15 protein-coding genes are annotated in these 14,715 nt (G+C 37.8%); 3 read left to right on the forward strand and 12 right to left on the reverse strand.

The genetic code is table 11. The annotated features are described in order from the left end of the window. Positions 1-35: 35 nt before the first annotated feature. The 12 genes from citF to C7381_RS03665 all read right to left on the reverse strand — a co-directional run bounded on the left by citF (position 36) and on the right by C7381_RS03665 (position 11,574). Positions 36-1,493, reverse strand: coding sequence for a citrate lyase subunit alpha (gene citF, locus C7381_RS03610; protein ID WP_116479919.1), 1,458 nt, complete (start codon positions 1,491-1,493; stop codon positions 36-38). After that, positions 1,477-2,337, reverse strand: a complete 861-nt coding sequence (locus C7381_RS03615; protein WP_116479920.1) for an HpcH/HpaI aldolase/citrate lyase family protein — start codon at positions 2,335-2,337, stop codon at positions 1,477-1,479. Before C7381_RS03615 ends, citF begins: the two co-directional genes overlap by 17 nt. Then, positions 2,327-2,605, reverse strand: coding sequence for a citrate lyase acyl carrier protein (gene citD / locus C7381_RS03620; protein ID WP_034546475.1), 279 nt, complete (start codon positions 2,603-2,605; stop codon positions 2,327-2,329). Before citD ends, C7381_RS03615 begins: the two co-directional genes overlap by 11 nt. Then, positions 2,590-3,147: a Fe-S-containing hydro-lyase gene (locus C7381_RS03625; RefSeq protein WP_116479921.1), complete on the reverse strand. Its 558-nt coding sequence runs from the start codon at positions 3,145-3,147 to the stop codon at positions 2,590-2,592. The genes citD and C7381_RS03625 overlap by 16 nt, the downstream gene beginning before the upstream one ends. 9 nt (positions 3,148-3,156) lie before the next feature. Next, on the reverse strand, positions 3,157-3,999 hold the full coding sequence (locus C7381_RS03630) for a fumarate hydratase (RefSeq protein WP_116479922.1): 843 nt from the start codon (positions 3,997-3,999) through the stop codon (positions 3,157-3,159). Between the two features lie 153 nt (positions 4,000-4,152). Beyond that, complete coding sequence (locus C7381_RS03635; protein WP_116479923.1) at positions 4,153-5,406, reverse strand: methylaspartate ammonia-lyase; 1,254 nt, start codon at positions 5,404-5,406, stop codon at positions 4,153-4,155. 66 nt (positions 5,407-5,472) lie between these two features. Then, positions 5,473-6,927, reverse strand: coding sequence for a methylaspartate mutase subunit E (locus tag C7381_RS03640; RefSeq protein ID WP_116479924.1), 1,455 nt, complete (start codon positions 6,925-6,927; stop codon positions 5,473-5,475). Positions 6,928-6,935: 8 nt separating this feature from the next. Then, a complete protein-coding gene (gene glmL, locus C7381_RS03645; protein WP_116479925.1) occupies positions 6,936-8,366 on the reverse strand; it encodes a methylaspartate mutase accessory protein GlmL in 1,431 nt (476 codons plus the stop codon). 28 nt (positions 8,367-8,394) lie between these two features. Further along, positions 8,395-8,817, reverse strand: coding sequence for a methylaspartate mutase subunit S (gene glmS, locus C7381_RS03650; protein WP_034546465.1), 423 nt, complete (start codon positions 8,815-8,817; stop codon positions 8,395-8,397). 404 nt (positions 8,818-9,221) lie between these two features. Beyond that, a complete protein-coding gene (locus tag C7381_RS03655; protein WP_116479926.1) occupies positions 9,222-9,929 on the reverse strand; it encodes a M48 family metallopeptidase in 708 nt (235 codons plus the stop codon). 13 nt (positions 9,930-9,942) lie between these two features. Further along, the gene (locus C7381_RS03660; RefSeq protein WP_116479927.1) at positions 9,943-11,244 is read right to left on the reverse strand and encodes a S41 family peptidase; all 1,302 of its coding nucleotides are present in this window, start codon (positions 11,242-11,244) and stop codon (positions 9,943-9,945) included. Beyond that, positions 11,245-11,574, reverse strand: a complete 330-nt coding sequence (locus C7381_RS03665; RefSeq protein WP_116479928.1) for a YbjQ family protein — start codon at positions 11,572-11,574, stop codon at positions 11,245-11,247. A 113-nt stretch (positions 11,575-11,687) separates the two neighbouring features. On the opposite strand from C7381_RS03665, the gene C7381_RS03670 reads away from it, so the two are divergent. The 3 genes from C7381_RS03670 (at position 11,688) to C7381_RS03680 (ending at position 14,706) form a co-directional block, all read left to right on the forward strand. Further along, positions 11,688-12,809: a patatin-like phospholipase family protein gene (locus tag C7381_RS03670; protein ID WP_116479929.1), complete on the forward strand. Its 1,122-nt coding sequence runs from the start codon at positions 11,688-11,690 to the stop codon at positions 12,807-12,809. A 9-nt stretch (positions 12,810-12,818) separates the two neighbouring features. Continuing rightward, positions 12,819-13,295: a Cys-tRNA(Pro) deacylase gene (gene ybaK / locus C7381_RS03675; protein ID WP_116479930.1), complete on the forward strand. Its 477-nt coding sequence runs from the start codon at positions 12,819-12,821 to the stop codon at positions 13,293-13,295. A gap of 133 nt (positions 13,296-13,428) precedes the next feature. Beyond that, the gene (locus C7381_RS03680) at positions 13,429-14,706 is read left to right on the forward strand and encodes an L-cysteine desulfidase family protein (RefSeq protein WP_116479931.1); all 1,278 of its coding nucleotides are present in this window, start codon (positions 13,429-13,431) and stop codon (positions 14,704-14,706) included. Positions 14,707-14,715: the final 9 nt, after the last annotated feature.

Raw genomic sequence — 14,715 nt, forward strand, 5'->3', positions numbered from 1 at the left:
GTAAAAAATCCCGGGATTTTTCTCCCGGGATCATATTATGCTTTATAGATTTTATCCAAGACTTGACCGTCTCTATATTCCATATATCCAATTACGCGTTTTGATTCATCGCGTTTCTTTTGTGGAACGCCTGTGAGTGAATCTGAAAGTTCTTTTAATTCTTTTATAGTCATAACTTCAATATTATGAGCCTTTAGAGCTTCAATGATGTCTGTTCTGTTTTCATTAACAGCGACCCCTCTTTCAGTTACAAGCACGTCAACTGTACTTCCCGGAGTTGAGATAACTCCAACTCTGTCAACGATAAGAGGAATTCTCGATTGGAAAAGTTTTGATACGATAATCGAAACTTTTGCTCCGTATGCCGTGTCTTGGTGGCCACCTGAGCCGCCCATTATAACACCGTCGTGACCCGTGGTTACGTTTACATTAAAATCGGTATCAACTTCAGTTGCTCCCAAAATTACAAAGTCAAGACTGTTTACAATTGCATCTTTGTACGGTGATGCATATTTTTCAGCGGACATTGTAATATGTCTCGGATCATTTTTGATATCTTCGGCACTCTTTAGGTCGAAACATTGAACGTCATAGATTCTGTCAAAGAGTCCTCTGTTTTTCATATCGCAAAGGTCTCCGGTAACTCCGCCTGATGCAAATTTACCTTTAATGCCTTCTCTTTCCATATAATCGCCCAAAAATTTCGTTACTGCGAGGCTCACTCCGCCTGCTCCCGATTGATAGCACATGCCTTCTTTAACAAGTCCTGTTGCAACCATAACTTCAACAGCTTTTTGTGCAATTCTAAGTCCAACAGGGTCTTTTGTGATTCTCGTAGTTCCCGAAATAATTCCGTTCGGATCGCCAATTGAGTCAACTTTTAAAATATAATCGATTCTTTCGCTAGGGATTTCTGTCTTTCCTTCGAGCGGAAGAATTGTATCTGTAATTGCAACAGTCTTTTCAGCCATTATCGAATCGGCAATTGCATAACCCAAAGTTCCACAGAAAGCTTTTCCTTCAGTTGCGGAAATATTTCCGTGAATATCTGTTGAAGGTGCTCCTATAAATGCTACGTCAATTTTTATGGAGCCTTCCATAATTGCTCTTGCACGACCGCCGTGTGATTGCATTACGAGAGTTCCCTTTAAATCTCCGTGTGAAATTGCCTCAGCAACCGGTCCAGACATATATGAAACGATAACGTTTTTGATTGTACCGTCTTTTATTAGAGGGACAATCGGTTCGTGGCATGGGAAAATTGAGGAAGCAACCAAAGTGATATCTTTGATGCCTCTTCTTTTAACTTCTTCAAAAACCATATTTAGTACATAGTCACCGTTTCTCAAGTGATGGTGGAAACTTAAAGTTGCTCCGTCTTTTATTTCGAGCTTATCAAAAAGTTCAGAAATATTTTGAACCATCTTGTTTTCTTTTTCAAGTTTATTTACAGGCTTAAATTCAGCGCTCATATCTTTATTTAATAAGTCCATTTAATTCCTCCGTAAATTCTCCGGCTTGTTTTAAAACATCCGTAGCTCTTAGAATAATAGGCTTGTCGACCATCTTTCCGTCGAGACTGAATGCACCTTTACCTTCTTTTTTAGCTTCTTCGAGTGCTTTAAATACACGCTTTGCATAGTTAATATCTTCTTTTGACGGAGAAAATAACTCATTTACATCGTCAACATGTCTAGGTGAGATGAGAGCTTTACCGGTCATTCCCATCGCTTTTGCAAGTTCAGTGTCTTGTCTTAGTCCCGGAATGTCGTCGGTGTCTGTCCAAGGTGTGTCGACCGCTTGAACGCCTGCAGCTTTTGCAGCTGAAACAATTTTTGCTCTGGCATATTTTATTTCGTCAGATGCCTTTGTTCTCTTTGCACCCAAATCGAGTGTAAGGTCTTCAGCACCCAATAGAACTCCTTCCGTTCTCTTAACTTTTGAGAGAATTTCGTAAGCGAGTTCAAGACTTCTTGCAGTTTCAATAAGTGCAAAAATTCTTAAATCCGTGCCTTCAAGTTTTTTATCCAAAAGTACGATATTGTCCGGATCGGCCTTTGCAAGCATAAGTCCGTTTATCTTTGCATCTTTTAATGCTTCGACATCGTCGTTAAAAAACGGAGTGTCCGGGGGATTTATTCTCACATAAACATCATATGGTCTATCTTTTTGAAAAGTATTCAAATAACTTTTTACCATATCCCTTGCCGCATCTTTGTTATCGAGGCTAACAGCGTCTTCGAGGTCAACAATATATGCATCTGCTCCCAAAACATCCATGCTCATAAGCATGCCCGGATTGTTTCCCGGTATAAAAAGCATCGTCTTATAATTCATTTTGTGCCCCCCTCATAACAGCCGTTCTCACTCTTGCTTTGATTGCAAAAGGAAGTGCTCCTCTGTCATCAATCGAAATATCGCAAGACTTAACTCCGAGTTCTTCGAGTTCTTCCATTACAGATTTTTCAATCGAATCGTAAAACATATCCGAAACAACACTTCTTATTTCCAAATTTATTTTTTCGTTATTCGGCTTTATTGAAACCAACAAATCGTTGCTTTCGTAAGAACCTGCTCTCGCTTCGGTTACTATTTTTCTTTCCATTTAAGATACTCCTCCACACCTTCTTCATAAAGGTTGTTTCCATTTGAATCTATAATTACGGTTGCCGGAAAATCTTCAACTTCAAGTCTTCTGAATGCTTCGGCACCCAAATCTTCGTATGCGATGATATCGCATTTTTTTATTCTATCTTTTATAATTGCCGCTGCTCCGCCGATTGCTGCAAAATAAACAGAACCTGTTTCTTTAATCTTGTCGATAACTTCTTGATTTCTTCTGCCCTTTCCGATCATGCCGAGTACGCCCCAGTCCATGAGTGTAGGAGAAAATGGATCCATACGGTAGCTGGATGTTGGTCCTGCACTACCGATTACATCTCCAGGTGCTGTCGGTGTCGGTCCGACATAATAAATACATGCTCCCTTAGGATCGAACGGAAGCTCGCGTCCTGCTTTATAATCTTCAACAAGTCTTGCGTGACCTGCGTCTCTTGCTGTATAAATAACGCCCGAAATAGTAACGTTATCTCCGGACTTCAAATCTTTTAAGTCTTCTTTAGTAAATGGAGTGGTCAAATGTTTCATAATACACCTCTAAAACTTCCTTGATTCGTGACGAGTTGCATGACAGTTGATATTAACAGCAACAGGCAAACCCGCAATGTGCGTTGGATACTTTTCAATTAAAACTCTCAAACAAGTTGTCTTTCCTCCGAAACCTTGAGGTCCGATACCAAGATTGTTAATCATTTCTTCAAGTTTTATTTCAAGGTCCTTATAAAATGGATCTTCATTGTAAGATTCAAGATTTCTCATAAGAGCTTTTTTTGCAAGAAGTGTTGATCTGTCAAAACTTCCACCGATACCTACGCCCACAACAATAGGCGGACATGCATTAGGTCCTGCGAGCTTTGCGGTTTCAACCACAAAATCTATAACACCTTGAAGTCCGTCTGCCGGTCTTAACATCTTTTGTCTTGACATGTTTTCAGAGCCGAATCCTTTAGCTGCAACCGTTATTTCAAAAGTATCTCCCGGCACAATTTCATAGTTTATAAGTCCCGGTGTATTGTCATTTGTGTTTACTCTTTGAATCGGGTCCTTAACTACGGACTTTCTCAAATATCCATCTGTATATCCTTGACGGATTCCTTCGTTTATAGCATCTTCAATATATCCGCCTTCAAACTTTACATCTTGTCCCATCTTTACAAAAACAACAACCATTCCCGTGTCTTGGCACATAGGAATCTTCTTTTCGAATGCAAGTTCGTCATTTGCAATAATTGTATCGAGAGTTTCTCTTGCGAGTTGCCAATCTTCATGTGATCTCTTGTCTTTAAGAGATTTCATAACGTCACTAGGAAGATTGTGACTCATGGAAATGCACATTTCCTTTACAGCTTCAGTAATATCTTTTGTATTAATCGTCTTCATTATTTCCCCCCTATGTAGGAAAAAGATTTAATCTTTTTAATTTTAGTTTTCGCTCGGAGCGACAAACGACGCTCCAAGCGAATATAAATACATAAATCACGAACTATATATTTAAGCAACCAAAACTATCGAAACTAAATCTTTAGTGTTATCTTATTTCTTTAAATTTTTTCTCATTTCAACAAGTCTTACAACACGGTTCATTTCGTTGTTTACAAGCATAATACCTTCGTCAACGCCCATGCCCGGTTTTGCAAGTTGTTGTAAAGCACCTGCTGCCATTGCGATGTCAGTAATGATTTCAGCTGATCTTGAAGTTTCATTACATGTTCCGCCGCAGTATGCTCCGACTTTATTGTCGCGGCAATATTTGATTGCCTTGATTGTATTGTTGATACCGCCTAAGTCAGGTGTCTTAATTTGGATAACATGTCCTGCACCTGCGTCTACGAAGTCAACTACGTCTTCGTATGTGTTGCACCATTCGTCAGCTACAAGTTCAACATGTGTTCCGTCTTCATCGAGTTTCTTTGTAAGAGCTGCCAAAACGTCAATTTGTTTTTGTCTTTCGCCACAATCCATAGGTCCTTCGATTCTAACCTTAAATGGAGCAGCAGCTTTTTCAACTTTCTTCATATATTCAGCCATTTTTTCTACATCGTTATTAAATACGTCACCGATTGTTCCATAAACGTCGATGTGGAAAATTGGATTGTAGTCAGGATTTTGACGCATTGTCTTAATTCTGTCTCTTAACCATTCAATATATTCAAGAAGGAGTTCACCGTTCTTACCTGTCTTTTCTTCAACGTTGTTGAACAATCCGTGAGGTAAAACATCAGCTTCTTTGATAATCATCTTGTCTGCGTTTGAGTATCTGTCATCGCCTGATTGTGCGAAAATTGGAACACGCTTGATTTCAATACCTGTATTGTATTCATCTCTAACGATTTCAGCACGTGTAACATGTTTAGCTTTTGCAGTTGCATCGAGTAAAGCTTGTGTAATACCGTATCTGATTGCTGTGTGTAGTCTGTGTCCATCAATTTGGAGGTGATCCATTTCTTCAGCTAATTCTTTGAATGAATCTACGTCACGTCCAACCAAATTTTCTTTGATCGGTCCTTCAATAAGAGGGATATAATCCTTTGCAAGGAAAAGTGGATCACGTCCGCCTGCTCCTGAATATTGAACAGCTGCACAGTCTCCCCATGCGATTTGTCCGTCTTCCAAAACAAGTAGAACACTGATTGCTTCACCCGGCATTCTAATGCTTGTGAATCCTTCTGTTACAGGGTCTCCGACATAGAACATTCCGTCGTGTTTTGCACCCATCTTAATTGCCTTTTGGTCATCAAAGTAAAATCCGGTTTTGCCCGCACTTGCTACTACATCTACAATTTTCATAGTATAATTCTCCTTTTTAAATAAATATTGTAACTCGAAAATATAATCGGCATTTTGCCAACTAAACTACTTTTGAGGTCTGCCTATGAGCTTACCAAGTCCAACAGCAAATATATCATCAACAGTCATTTGGAAACTTGGCTCACGACCTTCGTCTTTACCACGTTTTTCCAATTTTTCCCTGTTAATATCTTTAACTTCCTTACTAAATGGAACATTTCCGAAATCCAAATATCTTACGCAACCTTCAAAGTCACGAGCCGGCATAACAAGGCCCTTGTTATATCTTGACGGTGCGAACGGAACGTCGAGAACACCTGCTTCGAAAGCTTTGATTGTTCCGACTGCCAAGTCGCCGTTTCCAAGTTTGAAAACAGTATCCATGATTTCTTTTGTTTCAAGTTTAATAAGATCAATTTCATCTTGAAGTCTCTTGCATGTAAGAAGTCTTTGTCCTTCAAGCATATTTAAAACCATCTTTGTGGTTCTGATACCTTGTGCGTTTGCTTCCTTCGTAGGAATACCGAAAGCTTCGTGCGGCGTCTTTACAATAACTTTTGTTGCACCTGCGAGAGCTGCCGTAGCACTACCCCATGCGATAACTCCGAATGCCTTTGCTTCATCTTGCGGGAATCCACCCATCCATTGGTGGAAAACCGTTGTAACACAACAGTCGTCATATCCGTATTCTTTAAGATAAGCTTCGGTTTGTTCTTCAAGAGCTCTTATAGCTGCAACGTCTTGATAGAGGTTGCCGCATTGTCCGTATCCGACTGTGATACTCTTTACACCTTGTTCAGCAGCTAAAAGTGCTTCGATTATTCCGATTGTGTTTGAATTGCTCGGTGGAACAAGTGTACCTGTCAATGGTCCGAACGGTTCACGGTTAATTTCAACGCCGTTTTCTTCATAGAATCCGACAAGTCTGTCGCAATATTGCCAGTCAATCAATGACTTTTCAATTGAAACACTCTTTGCGTAAGGAACATTGTATGAAATACATCCGCCTTCGTTTGAAGTATATCCTCCGGCATGCATAACTTCTGCAAGAAGTCTTGCGTCAGGTGTACCATGTCTCATTTGAACAGGTAAGTCAACTGCTTCAACAACTTGTCTTGCTCCGTGAACGCCGTGGTTAACTCCAGGGAAGCCGTTTAATAAAGATCTACCGGCAGCTTTAGATTGGTCGATACCTCTTTGGCATTCTTCGTATCTGTTTTGACGTGAGTATGCGTCAATTGTTGACGGCAAGAAGTCTGCTCCACCTTCGTTTTGTAAGTGAAGAAGAAGCTTTATATGTTCATCTATAAGAGCAACCCCCGCTCTCGGTTCGGCTGTCGTAATACCTTTTTCTTTTGCTTTTCTTATTTTCTTTGCAAAGTTTTTGTGGTCCGGCAATCTCTTTAAATAATCAACTGCCTCTTTTAAATCTACATCTTTTCCTGTGGGCCATCCACGAAGAACTTCTTCTCTCGTTTCAAAGAATTCTGCATCGGACCATTTTTTATTTTGAACTTTCATTTATCCTCCTAGATCATTGCCGGTTCATCTTCTTCCGGCATGCTCGTATTTTTTACCTTTGTATCTAAAATATATTTCTTCATAATTCTTATCGCCATATCAGGGTCAATCATTGTTAAAAGTCCCATTGCGGAAAGAATATATCTCTTATCTACATAATAATCAGGAAATCTCGGTTTTAAACTGTTTAAGTCGTCCGGTCTGAAACTTGCGGCGCTTAAAATTTCGTCGAAATTGTCGGAGTTTACAATAACTCCTCCGGTTCCAATCAAAATTTTTACATCGGAGAGGTCCTTGCCCCTTTGAGAATAAACAACTCCGGTCGTGCTGTAGACAGGTTCTACAACCCCTGCGTGCCTCTTTACACTGAGGTCGACACAAATTTTTGCCATAGCTTCGTCAAACGCAATATCTTCAGGTGTTGTACTTACAAAAGATGTATTCTCATATCTCTTTAAATATTCTTCTTCAGGGTTATATTTTGAAACGTCCAAATATTTTCTGAGCATTCTCATACCGCTTGCTTCATAAACACTCATCGAGCTATATCTCATGCCGAGGTCGCCCTCAACAGTTCTCTTTGCAAACGGTTCCTCAAGACCTACTGTGAAAACTCCCGGCTTTGTCGGGTCTCCCCAACCGACGGTGTGAATGTCGGTTGTAGCTCCACCGACGTCGACAACGATAAGATCGCCGACCCCTTCTTCATTTGTTGTGCCTTTTGAAAGAACTTCCGCAGCTTTCAATACTGATTGCGGTGTCGGCATTGCAACGCTCGAAATTTCACTTTCAACGTTTTTCATGCCCTTTGCTTTTGTGATATTTCCCATAAAGATTTCACGAATTGTTTCTCTCGCAGGTTCAACGTTGATTTCATTGATTTTAGGCATTACATTTTCTGTAAAATAAAGATTGTCCTTGCCTTCAAAAATTTTCTTTATGTCATCTTCAGCCGATTTGTTTCCGGCAACAACAATAGGAATTTTTATGTCGTGCTCAAGAAGACCCTTTGCGTTGTGAATAATTGTTTCAGTGTTTCCTCCGTCCGTGCCCCCTGCAAGCAAAATTATGTCAGCATTTGAAATGGCAATTTTTTCAAATTCACTTGAGTTTAATTTGAATGCATAGTTTGCAATAACTCTTGCACCCGCTCCAAGAGCGGCTCTTTTTGCAGCTTCCGCTGTCAAATCCGGAACAAGACCGATTGAAATCATCTTGAGTCCACCCGCTGCGGAAGAACATGCCAAAGTCTTAACAACTTCATAGTCCCCTCCGACTTTCTCGTTCAATTCGTTAATTGCTTTTTCATAACCGTATTTTACATCCGTGCCGACAGTAGTATAACTTTTTGCCGTTGCTACAATCTCTTCTTTTTCAATGTCTATCAACGTAAGCTTTGTAAATGTGCTTCCAAAATCGATAAATTTATAAGTTTTCATAAACCTCTGTCCTAATTAATTTTGATAACTAATCCGTTATATTTAAATCGTGTTTTAAATCTTTTATAGTGGTTTCAGGTGATGTTCCCGGTGGGTAACATTGATTGAATCCCATATCATAGAAACGCTTTTTGACCTCGTCAAAGTCTTGTTTACCTACAACTACGTTTCCGCCTATGTAAAGCAAAACGTCATCCAAACCTGCTTCATTCATCTTGTCTCTCATACCTTGAACGTCAAGTTCTCCTTGACCATAAAGTGAGCTTACACAAATGGCAGCCGCATTTGTTTCAATTGCAGCGTTTATGAAGTCTTCTTGCGGTGATAACACCCCAATGTTAACTACATTAAAACCCGCTTGCTCAAATGCGTGGTCCAAAATTCTTAAACCGACTGCATGACAGTCTGAACCGATAACACCAACTACCAGTGTTTTCTTGTCTCTAGCCATATTAAATCCTCCTTAATAATATCGTCAACTCCATTATACTCAATGCAGAAATGCTTTGCAAGTCACAATATACAGTTGAAAACCATAATAACCGCGTAAATCATTCTGCAATATTTTTAAAAAAAATTGCAGAATTTTACGCTTTAAGCGTTTATAAGTGATATAAATCACCATTTCTGCAAGATTTTGAAAAAAAGTTGCAGAACTTGCAAGTTTTAAATTTATTATCGTGATAAAATATTTAGTAAGAGCACCATATATGGTACTATTCCTATAACATTCTTACTTTTAATACAAAAAAATTTTTTTCAAAGTCATATTTTTGTAGTTTTTATTTTCATTCTGCAAGTTTGTCGAACATTTTATCAAACACAAAAAAATAAAACATCGTTCAGTTAGATGTTTTATAATCTCTTATTTAAAATTTCATCACATTCTTTTCTCATAGAAAAAGAATTATCAAGGAGTTTATAAAATTTTTTTGTATGATTTTTCTCTTTTAAATGTGTAAATTCGTGTATTAAAATATATAAAAGACAAATCTCATCGTATTTTGCAAGATTCAAACTCACCCAAACTCTCCTGTCTCGAATGTTGCATGAGCCCCATCTTGTTTTCATGTTTTTTATTCGGACTTCGTTTGGAGAAACTCCGGTCATATTTTTCGCCATATCGACAAAAGTCGCAAGCTTAATTTTTATCTCTTCACGATAATACTCATTTAATTTTCTCTTTATTTCCTCTGAATCATCAGCTTTTTTTACATAAATAAAAATCTCGTCATCGCCCTTTGACAAATGTTTTTTAGAATCGAGAATACGAAGTGTATAAGGCCGTCCCCATAGAAAATGTGTCTCACCATCAATATATTTTTTGTCAGTATCTAAATTTCTTTTCTTTAAATCCTCTATGTGTTTTTTCAAGACGTCTATATTCTTTTCAATGAATTTCATTATATATTCATCGGAAACTTTGGGAGCAGTCAAAACAATTTCACCGCTCCCCTGTTTCACTCGCAAATATAGATTTTTCATACTTGTTTTTTTAATGACTTTTATTTTAATGCCATCAAAAGTTATTACTGTTGCCGAAATAACCCTTTGCTTTTTCAATTGATCCTCCAAACTAAGATGCCTTATTCATATATTTTTCAGCGTTCTCATCTTCTATTTCAAGTACCTTTTTCTTTGAATCCTCGTTTATATTTTCTTCATTTGAAATAATCTTAATGTCAGGCGTTGTTTTTTCAAGTTCATCAATCACACCTCTTTCAGTGATTCCAAGTTCTTTCGGAAAACGCATCACAAAACCGGTCTTCGGAAGGTCAACTTGATACGGGTCTGTGCCTATACCGTCGCCACCTGTTTTTTCACCTACAAGTGTAGCAAACCCCGTTTCCTTTGCAAATGAGGCAAGTGCTTCAGCAGACGAAAAAACATCTCTATCTACCAAAAGATAAATATTTCCACCAAAATTTATTGACTTTTCCGACGGCTCAACTGTAATCGCTTCAAAAGAATACTTGTCGAATTTCTTAGCAATCTCAGAAGTGACTTCCGGAAAATCCAGCTCTTCCATCACATCTTCCGTCACATCTTCATAGCCGTAAAGTTCAAAAATATCTTCAAAAATTTTTCCTTTTTTCATAAATGAATATACGTTTTGTGTTAACGGTCTATTTGTAATTTTGGGAATCAAATAATCCTGCCAATAGGTTGAATCTCCTCCCGGATTTCCTTGAATGTCGATGATAAGTGCATCATAATTTTTTATTTTGTCCAGGTATTTATTTAAAACCTCGATATCTTTGTCTCTTTTAATTCGCATTTCTTTGACTTTAATATATGCGATTCGTCCGTCAACATAATCTTTAGCGATTACATTTGAAGTTTCCTTTTCGCCTGACCCTTCATGTGCATCGTTTTCAAGTTTATAGTCCGCTACAATTTTATACCTTTCTTTAACCAATGGATTTTCATAAGTTTCAGAAATTCTCTTTAGCTCAGGATTAAATGTTGAATCAAAATAAATCGTGTGAAAAAAATTTCCTTCTTCAATCGGGACCATGTTTGTGTGTCCATTATTTGCATAAGAAAGAATTTCATCCATCGTGTCAAAAAATTCATCGTCATTTTTACACTCTGAAATCCACGACTTAAATTCATCGTGCATTGACAAAAAATCTATGTCATTTAACTTTTTGTTCACATCAAAAAACGGATAATAAGTCTTTAGCGTGTCAAATGCGAATTCAAAATCACTTAAATAATCAGCTTGCTTCGAGTTTGCATTTGAATCCTCTGCGACTTTATTTTCATTTTTATCGTTCGAATTTATATCAGTTTTTTTATTTTTGCATCCGGAAATTGTGAGCATGAAAATTAATCCGATAAGGACTAATCCGTTTTTAAAACTATTTATTCTCATCTACTCCACACTTCTTAATTTCACGGCTGTGCCTGAAACAGTAACCATGAGCATGGAACCCGCTTGACCCAAAACTTCATAATCCATTTTGCATCCAACTACAGCGTCTGCACCCATTCTCGTTGCTCGTTCTTTCATTTCTTCAATTGCTTCTTCTCTCGCCTCCAAGAGTTCTTTCTCATAGCCTTTGCTACGTCCTCCGAAAAAATCTCGAAGCCCCGCACCTATATCTCTTATAAAGTCTACCCCAGACACGACTTCTCCGAATACAATGTCCATATATTCATCTATGACTTTGCCTTCAATACTGTTTGTTGTTGTTATAATCATTTGTTACCTCCAACCATTGAAAATTAATAAATAATATAGTATATTTAAAATATAGATATATTACCATAAATATACCCAAATTAATATAAACATATATCAGAAAGGATCAATACATGAAAAAGAAATATGGTCTAGCACTAGAAGGTGGTGGAGCCAAAGGCTCATATCAAATCGGTGCGTACTTGGGACTTAAAGAAATGGGCTTTGAGTTTGAAGCTGTTGCCGGCACTTCTATAGGAGCTATTAACGGAGCATTCATCGCTTCAGGCGAAGTTGAAAAATGTGTAAAAATATGGACAAATCAAACTTTGAAAGAACCTGTAAGAACTGATTCGATGTCTATAATGCCGGAAATAAAAGAAGATGCTGACTTTTTGACGGTTTTAAAAGAGCTTGTTAAAGTTATGCACAAGGGCACAATTCCTTTGACACCTTTAAGAGAACTCGTCTACAACGGACTCAACGAGAAAAAAATAAGAAATTCGAAAATGAAATTTGGACTCGTCACTGTAAATGTGACTGATAAAAAAGGTGAAGAACTCTTTTCTGAGGATATTCCGAATGGACAACTTTTAGATTATATAATTGCAAGTGCATATCTTCCGGTTTTTAAAATGGAACCGCTTAACGGAAAATATTTTTTAGACGGCGGCTTTTACAACAAGATTCCATACAGCATGATTGAGTCTTTGGGCCTCACTCCGGTGATTATAAGGGTGAATCCGAAAGACTACAGAGATGGAAAATTTCCGAAAAATTCAATAGTTATTGAGCCGCGCGAAAAAGTAAACTCAACTCTCAATTTTGACTCCGAAAAAGCAGACAAACTGATAAACCTTGGATTCTACGATGCAATTAGAGTTGTTAAAAAGTTAATTGGCAAGGAATATTATTTTGAATCTATTACAGAAAATGAAGCCCTAACAATTTTCAAAAAACATCTATTCAAATATTTTGAAAAGAATAAATCAGAATACAAAAAAAGTTCGATTTACAGAATCTTTTTTGAAGAATATCTTCCAAAAGCTGCAAGTGATCTTTCGCTTGACTCAAATTATACGATTACAGATGTATTGGTCGCTATTGTAGAAGAAGCAGCAAAAAAATATAAAATAGAACGCTTTGCGGTTCATTCTCTTCACGATGTCACAGAGCAAATGAATGTAGATGATTTTTTAACCACAAGTTTTACCGAAGCTGTGCTCAATAAAATTAAAGAATATAGAAATTTGTAGAGGTAGAAAATGAAAAAGACAAACGCCATGAGAATTCTCGACAGCAAAAAAATAAATTATAACGAAATTGAATATGACGCATCGAGTGGAATTTCAGCACTTGACGTTGCAAAATCGACCGGAGAAGATCCATCAAGAATTTATAAAACCTTAGTTACCGTTTCGAGAGAAAAGGAACATTTCGTTTTTGTTGTGCCCGCTGAAAAGGAACTGGATTTAAAAAAAGCTGCATCTGCAGCCGGAACAAAAAATATTGAAATGATTCCTCAAAAGGAGCTCCTTCCTTTGACCGGATATGTTCATGGCGGTTGTTCACCTGTCGGTATGAAGAAAGAATTTAAAACATTTCTCGATTCAAGTGCAAGTGGCAAGGATTATATTTTTATAAGCGGCGGAAAAATTGGTGTTCAGATAAAAATCAATCCTGACGACCTTGTGAATGCAATTGATTGTAAATACTGTGAAATTTCAAAAGACAAAGATTAATTCCAACTGTCGAGACAAAAATGCCTCGACAGTTTTTATTTGCTTATAAGTAAATTATTTTTATAAAACTACTTTTAAATGTTGCCGAAATCACAATAAAATGTTAGAATAATGTTTGGGAGGATTGTTTATAATGAACAGTGAAATTTATAGTACTTATATCGAAATTCTTGAAAGCGAATTAAAACCTGCTATGGGTTGTACGGAGCCAATTGCCATTGCACTCGCTTCAGCAAAGTGCAGAGAAATTTTGGGGAAGCTCCCGCAAAAAATTACAGCAACTTGTAGCGGAAACATAATAAAAAATGTAAAAGCAGTGCTTGTCCCGAATTCGAACGGACAAAAAGGTGTCGAAGCCGCTGCAGTTTTGGGTGCGGTTGCCGGCGACAGTTCGCTCGGTCTTGAAGTTATTTCAAAAGCGTCAAAAGAAGATGCTGAACTGACAAGAAAGCTTGTGAACGACGGAATTTGCAATGTAAAACTCAAAGAAGGCGTAGACAATCTTTATATTGAAATTGAGCAAATTGCTGACAATGACAGAGCCGTTGTTGAAGTCATTTCAAAGCACGACAATATTACTTATATAGAAAAAAATGGAGATATAATTTTTAAGGGAGAAAATATTCTCAAAAAAGAAAATTCCAAAAAAGAGCTTTTGAATCTCGATGAAATTTATGAATTTGCAAATACGGTTAAGATTGACGACATAAAAACTGTTATAAAAAGGCAAATAGACTACAATACAGCCATCTCCAAAGAAGGTATGACTCACGATTGGGGCGAATGTGTCGGAAAGACAACTTTGGAAATCGGAGACAACAGTGTACGTACAAGAGCCATCGCAATGGCAGCCGCAGGTTCGGATGCAAGAATGAACGGATGTGCACTTCCTGTTGTTATAAACTCCGGTAGCGGCAATCAAGGTATGACCTGCACACTGCCGATTGTCGTTTATGCAAAAGAACTTGGAGTGAGTGAAGAAAAACTTATGAGAGCACTTGTCTTCACAAATCTTATAGCAATCCACCAAAAAAGATATATCGGTGATCTATCCGCATATTGCGGTGCTGTGTCCGCAGGTGCAGCAGCAGGTTGTGGTATTGCTTATCTATATGATGAGTCTTTTGACATTATTAAAAACACACTTACAAATACACTTGCAACCACAAGCGGCATTGTGTGCGACGGTGCAAAGTCTTCATGTGCTTCAAAAATTGCGACTTCTGTAAATGCTTCCATCCTCGCTTATGAGATGGCAAAAAGAGGTAGACACTTCCGTCCCGGCGAAGGCATAGTTGCAAATGAAGCAGAAGAAACCGTTAAAAACGTCGGCCACGTCGCAAAGGAAGGTATGCGAGAAACCGATATCGAAATTTTACACCTTATGAACAACAATATTCCAAAAGCATAGTATAATAAA

The sequence above is a fragment of the Ezakiella coagulans genome, from assembly GCF_003096635.1.
Classification (GTDB): Bacteria; Bacillota; Clostridia; order Tissierellales; family Peptoniphilaceae; genus Ezakiella; species Ezakiella coagulans.